This window comes from uncultured Sphingomonas sp., from assembly GCF_913776855.1.
In the GTDB taxonomy this organism is placed as follows: domain Bacteria; phylum Pseudomonadota; class Alphaproteobacteria; order Sphingomonadales; family Sphingomonadaceae; genus Sphingomonas.
This window is the reverse complement of the sequence record NZ_CAJYQD010000028.1, coordinates 104,628-110,627: the sequence shown is the minus strand read 5'-3', so window position 1 is coordinate 110,627 and position 6,000 is coordinate 104,628. Positions and strand designations below refer to the sequence as shown.

Here is a 6,000-nt window from a genome sequence, read left to right as displayed (position 1 = left end):
GCGCGTCTACCAGTTCCGCCACGACCGCACGTGAACACCTTGGGGTCGCCCCCTTGGCTGGCAGGAGCGTGCCCCTAGCAGCGCGTTGGCGGTCGTGCAAATGCTTTTATCGTCCGCGTGCCGCCGCGCGGGCGATGGCGATGGCTTCGGCGGCGGTCATCACATCGCCAAGGCCGCTGCCCGACAGTGCGGCGCGTTCGGCGTCGCGCACCCGCTCCAGCGCGCGGGCAAGGCGCGCTGCGTCCCAGCGGCGCAGCGCCGTCGCGGTGGCGGCCTGTTCCTTGAAGAACACGCGGTGGCGCTCCATCACCCGGTCGACGCTCTCGCCCTCGTCGATGTCGGCGCGCATTTCCGCCAGCGACAACAACCGCCGGGCGACGCCGCGCAGCAGCGGGATCGGACCGCCGGGCATTTCGGGCAGCGCGGCGGCCGCCGCATCGCCGGCGATCATCGCGCTGACGATGCCGTTCATTTCGGCGTCCGCAATCGACGCGCCGATCGCGTCGAACGCTTGCGGATCGGCATCGCGCGGTCGTTCGGGCGACGCGTCGAGATAGAGCGCCAGCTTCTCGATCTCGCTGGCCAGCACCGCCCGGTCGCCCGCCGTCACCGCCGCCAGCCGGTCGGGCACATCGCCCAGCAGCCGCAGGCCATGGTCGCGCGCCATCGCCACCGCCAGCTTCGCCGCCTGCGCCGCATCGGGCACGTAGCAGGCGACCGCGACGGCGTTGAGCGAGGCGGTGACCAGCTTCACCAGCTTCGACGTGCCCTTGACCGTCGGGGCGATGGCGGCAACCGGATTGCCGGCGCGTTCGGCCGCCAGCAGCAGCGTCACCGCCTCGACCGATTCCTCCCCCATGGCCGTCACGCGGATGAAGCGGGCATCGCCGAACAGCGACATCGACGCGGCTTCGTCGGCGAGCAGGCCGGGGCGGCTCTTCAGCATCGCGCCGTCCATGTCGACGCGCTCCGCCCCCTCGCCCACGCCCTTGGCAAGGCGAGCGGCCAGCGCCAGCGCGCCCGCCGTATCGGGGCCGTGGAACAGGTAGAGGCGGATGTCCGGGCCGGGCCGGTCGAGCTTGGCCGCGACCTGCTCGGGCCGGAGCTTCACGAGCCTGACTTGGGCAGGTTCAGCGCGATCCGGGTCACGATCTGGTCGGCGACGATCACCGACAGGCGTTCGAGCGCGGTGCGTTCGGCGGCGATGGTCGCATATTCAGACCGCACCACGTCGATGCCCGCGTCCGACCCCGCCGTCGCGTCCAGCGTCACCGCGCCGTTCGACAGGTCGATCAACTGATAGCGTGCGCGCAGCGTCCGCCGTTCGCGCGTGATCGAATCGTCGCGCCGCACGCCCAGGCCGGTAATGTCGTCGTCCAGCTTGATCTCCAGCCGGTAACGCGCCGGCCCTTCGGCGCGCAGCCGGTCGCGCAGCGCGTTGGCGACCAGCCAGCCATTCTGGCCCGCGATCGGCGCCACCTCGACGCCCGACAGGGTCTGGCGCACCACCCCGCCCTCGCCGCCGGCATAGAGCGGGCGCAAGCCGCAGCCGCCGAGCAGCAGGGCACCAGCGAGGACGGCGACGCGGATCATGCGACGATGTTCACGAGGCGGTCGGGTACGACGATGACCTTGCGCGGCGCCTTGCCCTCCAGCGCGCGGACGATCTTCTCGCTCGCCAGCGCGGCCGCCTCCGCATCTTCCTTGGCAATGCCCTTGGGCAGGACGATGGTGTCGCGCAGCTTGCCGTTGACCTGCACCGCGATGGTCGATTCGGCATCGACCAGCATCGCGGCGTCGACCAGCGGCCAGGCGGCGTCTGCGATCAGTCCGGGGCGCCCCAGCTGCGACCATGCCTCTTCCGCCAGATGCGGGATCATCGGGCTGACCAGCAGCAGCAGCGCGTCCATGTCGGCGTCCGACATGCCCTTGGCCTTCTCCGCCTCACCCAATAGCGTGTAGAGCTTGGCCACCGCCTTATTGAACTGCAACGCGGTGATGTCGTCCGCGACGCCGGCGATAGTGCGATGGACCGCGCGGGTCAGTGCCTCCGGGCTGGTGCCGCCCGGCGCATGGTTCGCGACCAGCTTCCACACGCGCTTGACGAAGCGTTCGGCGCCTTCGATCCCGGCTTCGCTCCATGGCAGGTCGCGTTCGGGCGGGCTGTCGGACAGCATGAACCAGCGCGCGGCATCGGCGCCATAGCGATCGAGAATCGGTTCGGGATCGACCGTATTCTTCTTCGACTTCGACATCTTCTCGATGCGGCCGACCACGATAGGGCGGCCTGTCGCCTTTTCGCGAAGGCCATCAGGCGTCTTTTCGATCTCGCCGGGAGATACCCAGTAAAACTCGCGCGCCGGCACGATGCCATCAACGCTTTGCGGTTCGGCCGCCTGATACGTCTCGTGCGTGACCATGCCCTGCGTGAACAAGCCGGCAAACGGCTCCTTCAGGTCGATCAGCCCCACATGGTTGAGCGCGCGGGTCCAGAAGCGGGCATAGAGCAGGTGCAGAATCGCATGTTCGACCCCGCCGATATACTGTCCGACCGGCAGCCAGCTTTCGGCCACCGCCCGGTCGAACGGCTTGTCATCCGGCTGGCTGGCGAAACGGATGAAGTACCACGACGAATCGACAAAGGTGTCGAGCGTGTCGGTCTCGCGCCGCGCCGCCTTGCCGCACTTGGGACAGTCGACATGCTTCCACGTCGGATGCCGGTCGAGCGGGTTGCCGGGGATGTCGAACGACACATCGTCGGGCAACTTGACCGGCAACTGATCGGTCGGGACCGGCACCACGCCGCACGCGTCGCAATGCACGATCGGGATCGGTGTGCCCCAGTAACGCTGGCGGCTGACGCCCCAGTCGCGCAGCCGCCACACGGTGGTGCCCTTGCCCCAGTCGCCCGCCTCGGCACGGTCGATCACCGCGCGCTTGGCGGCGGCGACGTCCATGTCGTTCAGGAAGTCGGAGTTCACCAGGCGACCGGGACCGGTATAGGCTTCGCTGCCGTCGAACACCGGATCGGTCAGCTCGCCATCGGCGACGACGCGGCGGACCTGAAGCCCGTACTTTCGCGCGAAATCAAGATCGCGCTGGTCATGCGCCGGTACGCCCATCACCGCGCCGGTGCCGTAATCCATCAGCACGAAATTGGCGATGTAGACCGGCAGCTCGACGCCTGCAGCGAAGGGATGCTGCATCCGATAACCGGTGTCGAAGCCCAGCTTTTCCGCCGTTTCCAGCTCGGCTGCGGTGGTCCCGCCCTGCTTGCACAGCTCGATGAACGCCGCCGCGTCCGGATTTGCGTCGGCCAGCGCCCGCGCGATAGGGTGATCGGCGGCGATCGCGACGAAGCTCGCGCCGAAGATCGTGTCGGGACGGGTCGAATAGACCTCGATCCGCTGGTCGAACGGGGCAACCGGCGCAAAGGAGAATTGCAGCCCCTCCGACTTGCCGATCCAGTTTTCCTGCATCAACCGTACCTTGTCGGGCCACTGGTCAAGCGACCCCAGCCCGGCGAGCAGGTCGTCGGCGAAGTCGGTAATCTTCAGGAACCATTGGCTCAGCTTGCGCTTCTCGACCAGCGCGCCCGAGCGCCAGCCGCGGCCGTCGATCACCTGCTCGTTGGCCAGCACGGTCATGTCGACCGGGTCCCAGTTGACCGCCGATTCCTTGCGGTACACCAGCCCGCCCTTGAGCAGTTCGAGGAACAGCGCCTGCTCATGCCCGTAATATTCGGGATCGCAGGTCGCGAACTCGCGCGACCAGTCGAAGGCGAGGCCGAGCCGCTTCAACTGCGCCTTCATCGCCGCGATATTGGCGTAGGTCCACTGACCCGGATGGACCTTCTTTTCCATCGCCGCATTTTCGGCCGGCATCCCGAAGGCGTCCCAGCCCATCGGATGCAGCACTTCATGGCCGGTCATCCGCAGGAAGCGCGCCAGCACGTCGCCCATCGTATAGTTGCGGACGTGCCCCATATGGATGCGCCCCGAGGGATAGGGAAACATCTCGAGGACATAGCGCTTCGGCTTGGACGAATAGTCGTCGGCGACGAAGGTCTCAGCCGCATCCCATGCGGCCTGCCACCGGGCATCGGCCTCGGCCGGCGAAAAACGCGGAGTCATGGTCGTCGGATCAGCCCGTGATGGCCCCGCGGCGCAGGTCGCGCGCACGGGTCAGGATGATGTCTTCCAGCTTCTGCACGGTGGCGGCGGCGACCGGCGCCTCGATCCACTGGCCGCCCTGGTTCACCTGGCGCAGCGCCGCGACGCGCAGCGCGTCGGCGCGCAGGTCCTGGTCGAGGATCGTGACCGTCACCTTGGTCCGTTCGGTCGGCGTGGCCGGATTGACGTACCAGTCGGTGACGATGACGCCGCCGTTCGAATCGGTCTGGGTCAGCGGCATGAACGACAGCGTGTCGAGGCTGGCGCGCCACAGATAGCTGTTCACGCCGATCGTGGTGACCTTCGATGCGGCAAGGTCGCCCGCGACCCGGCCCTTGCCCCCGCTGCACGCGGCCATCGGCAAAGCAAGCGTTGCCAGCAACGCGATCAGCAGCGGGCGGTTCATCGGCGGTTCCTTGACTACAGGCCAATATGGCAGTTTGGCCCGCTTCTATAGGAGGTGGCGCGGACGCGGCAAGCGGGTTGGTGCCGGTGGCAGCGAACCCGACCGAAATCGGCACGCCGCCGCCCGCGTCACACGCCCCGTCGCGTTGGTCGGACAAATATGTGTGTTCGATGCAACACTGGCATGGAAAGCGACCGGAGCCGGTGGATACAGGCAACCGAATCGTGATAGCGCCATTAGCGGGGAGTGAGGTTTGACATGACGGGTGGCAGGATCTTGGCTGGCATTGGACTGGGGGCGATGATCGCCGCCGGGCTTGGTGCGTCGCCGGCCCTGTTCGCGCAGGAACAGCGCGCGCCGCGTGTCCTGAAGCAGCTCGACATGGGTCGGATGCCGATCGCCGGATTCGGGTCGTTCACGCCCGCATCGGCCGATCCGCGACTCGCTGCCGCGCTGTCGCGTACCGCGCTGAACCCGACCGGTTTCCAGTTCACCCCGTCCGAGGGCGCCGTCATCGGCAGCCGCGCGATCAAGGCTGCGGTGCGCAGCGCGACGCTGCAGGCGGAACGTCCGACCGATCGCGTCGCGGCGGTCACCCCGACGATGACGCTGAACCCGGTCGCCTATAATCTGGGCGGATCGGTCGGCGGCAAGCGGCTGGCAGCGATAGGCGACCTGACCCGACTCGATCTCGGGACGCAGCCGGGCAGCCGCGACCCGATCGGCATGGGCTATTCGGCGCGCAAGTTCGGCACGCGGACCCCGATCACCGCCGACCATGCGCTGACCGACCAGCCCAAGATGATCGCCGACACCTCCGGCTATTCGCTGGACGGCGGCGGGTCGTACAAGCTGACCCGCAACCTCGATGTGACTGCCGGGATGCGCTATCGCACCGATCGCGAGCGGATGCTGCGCGTGACGCCGGAACGTCGCGAGGGACAGGCGATCTACGTGGGTACCGCCTTCCGGTTCTGACCTGGATATGGTTGCTGCCCTGCTCCGGTTGGTGTCCGGCGGCTGGCGGTCAGGTGGCCGGTAGCTTTCACGACCCATATCAACCATGCAATGCACGTGGGCTGAGAGTGTGAGGGCGGAAGTCGCAGATTTGCTCGTGTTTGGCAGCTGTCGGGCAAAAAAGCGGACTGTCGAGAAACGCTCCTGTTGCGGCTCGCCGCGCCTGTCCGCAGTATGCGTTCATGACCGAAACGTCGCTTCCTTGTTGTTGCGCGTCTCTGCCTGACCTGGCCGCAGTGCCAATGGGCGGAGATGCCCTTGATGAGCGAGTGTTTGCAACGGTTGAGAACGTCGTCGATCATGGCGGTGATGCGTGGTGGTTACATCTCTCGCAATGCCGCGCTTGCGGCCAGCATTGGATGATCGCGCAAGAGGAGCGCATCTTCGACGCGCACTTTATGCGGA

The 6,000-nt window shown here is 67.3% G+C and carries 5 protein-coding genes; 1 reads left to right on the top strand and 4 read right to left on the bottom strand.

The features are described 5' to 3' along the window. Positions 1 to 106: 106 nt before the first annotated feature. Genes holA through QZ755_RS07505 form a run of 4 tightly spaced genes read right to left on the bottom strand, consistent with a single transcriptional unit; the run spans position 107 to position 4,578 of the window. Entirely contained in the window at positions 107 to 1,111 is a 1,005-nt protein-coding gene (holA, locus tag QZ755_RS07520) for a DNA polymerase III subunit delta (protein ID WP_294321466.1), read from the bottom strand. Continuing rightward, complete coding sequence (gene lptE, locus QZ755_RS07515) at positions 1,108 to 1,593, bottom strand: LPS assembly lipoprotein LptE (RefSeq protein ID WP_294321463.1); 486 nt, start codon at positions 1,591 to 1,593, stop codon at positions 1,108 to 1,110. The genes holA and lptE overlap by 4 nt, the downstream gene beginning before the upstream one ends. Continuing rightward, on the bottom strand, positions 1,590 to 4,133 hold the full coding sequence (gene leuS / locus QZ755_RS07510) for a leucine--tRNA ligase (RefSeq protein WP_294321460.1): 2,544 nt from the start codon (positions 4,131 to 4,133) through the stop codon (positions 1,590 to 1,592). The genes lptE and leuS overlap by 4 nt, the downstream gene beginning before the upstream one ends. Before the next feature lie 10 nt (positions 4,134 to 4,143). Next, positions 4,144 to 4,578 carry a DUF3576 domain-containing protein gene (locus QZ755_RS07505; RefSeq protein WP_055758223.1) on the bottom strand — a complete coding sequence of 145 codons (435 nt, stop codon included), beginning with the start codon at positions 4,576 to 4,578 and terminating at the stop codon, positions 4,144 to 4,146. Positions 4,579 to 4,854: 276 nt separating this feature from the next. Between QZ755_RS07505 and QZ755_RS07500 the strand changes: the two genes are divergently transcribed. Further along, on the top strand, positions 4,855 to 5,556 hold the full coding sequence (locus QZ755_RS07500) for a hypothetical protein (RefSeq protein ID WP_294321454.1): 702 nt from the start codon (positions 4,855 to 4,857) through the stop codon (positions 5,554 to 5,556). Positions 5,557 to 6,000: the final 444 nt, after the last annotated feature.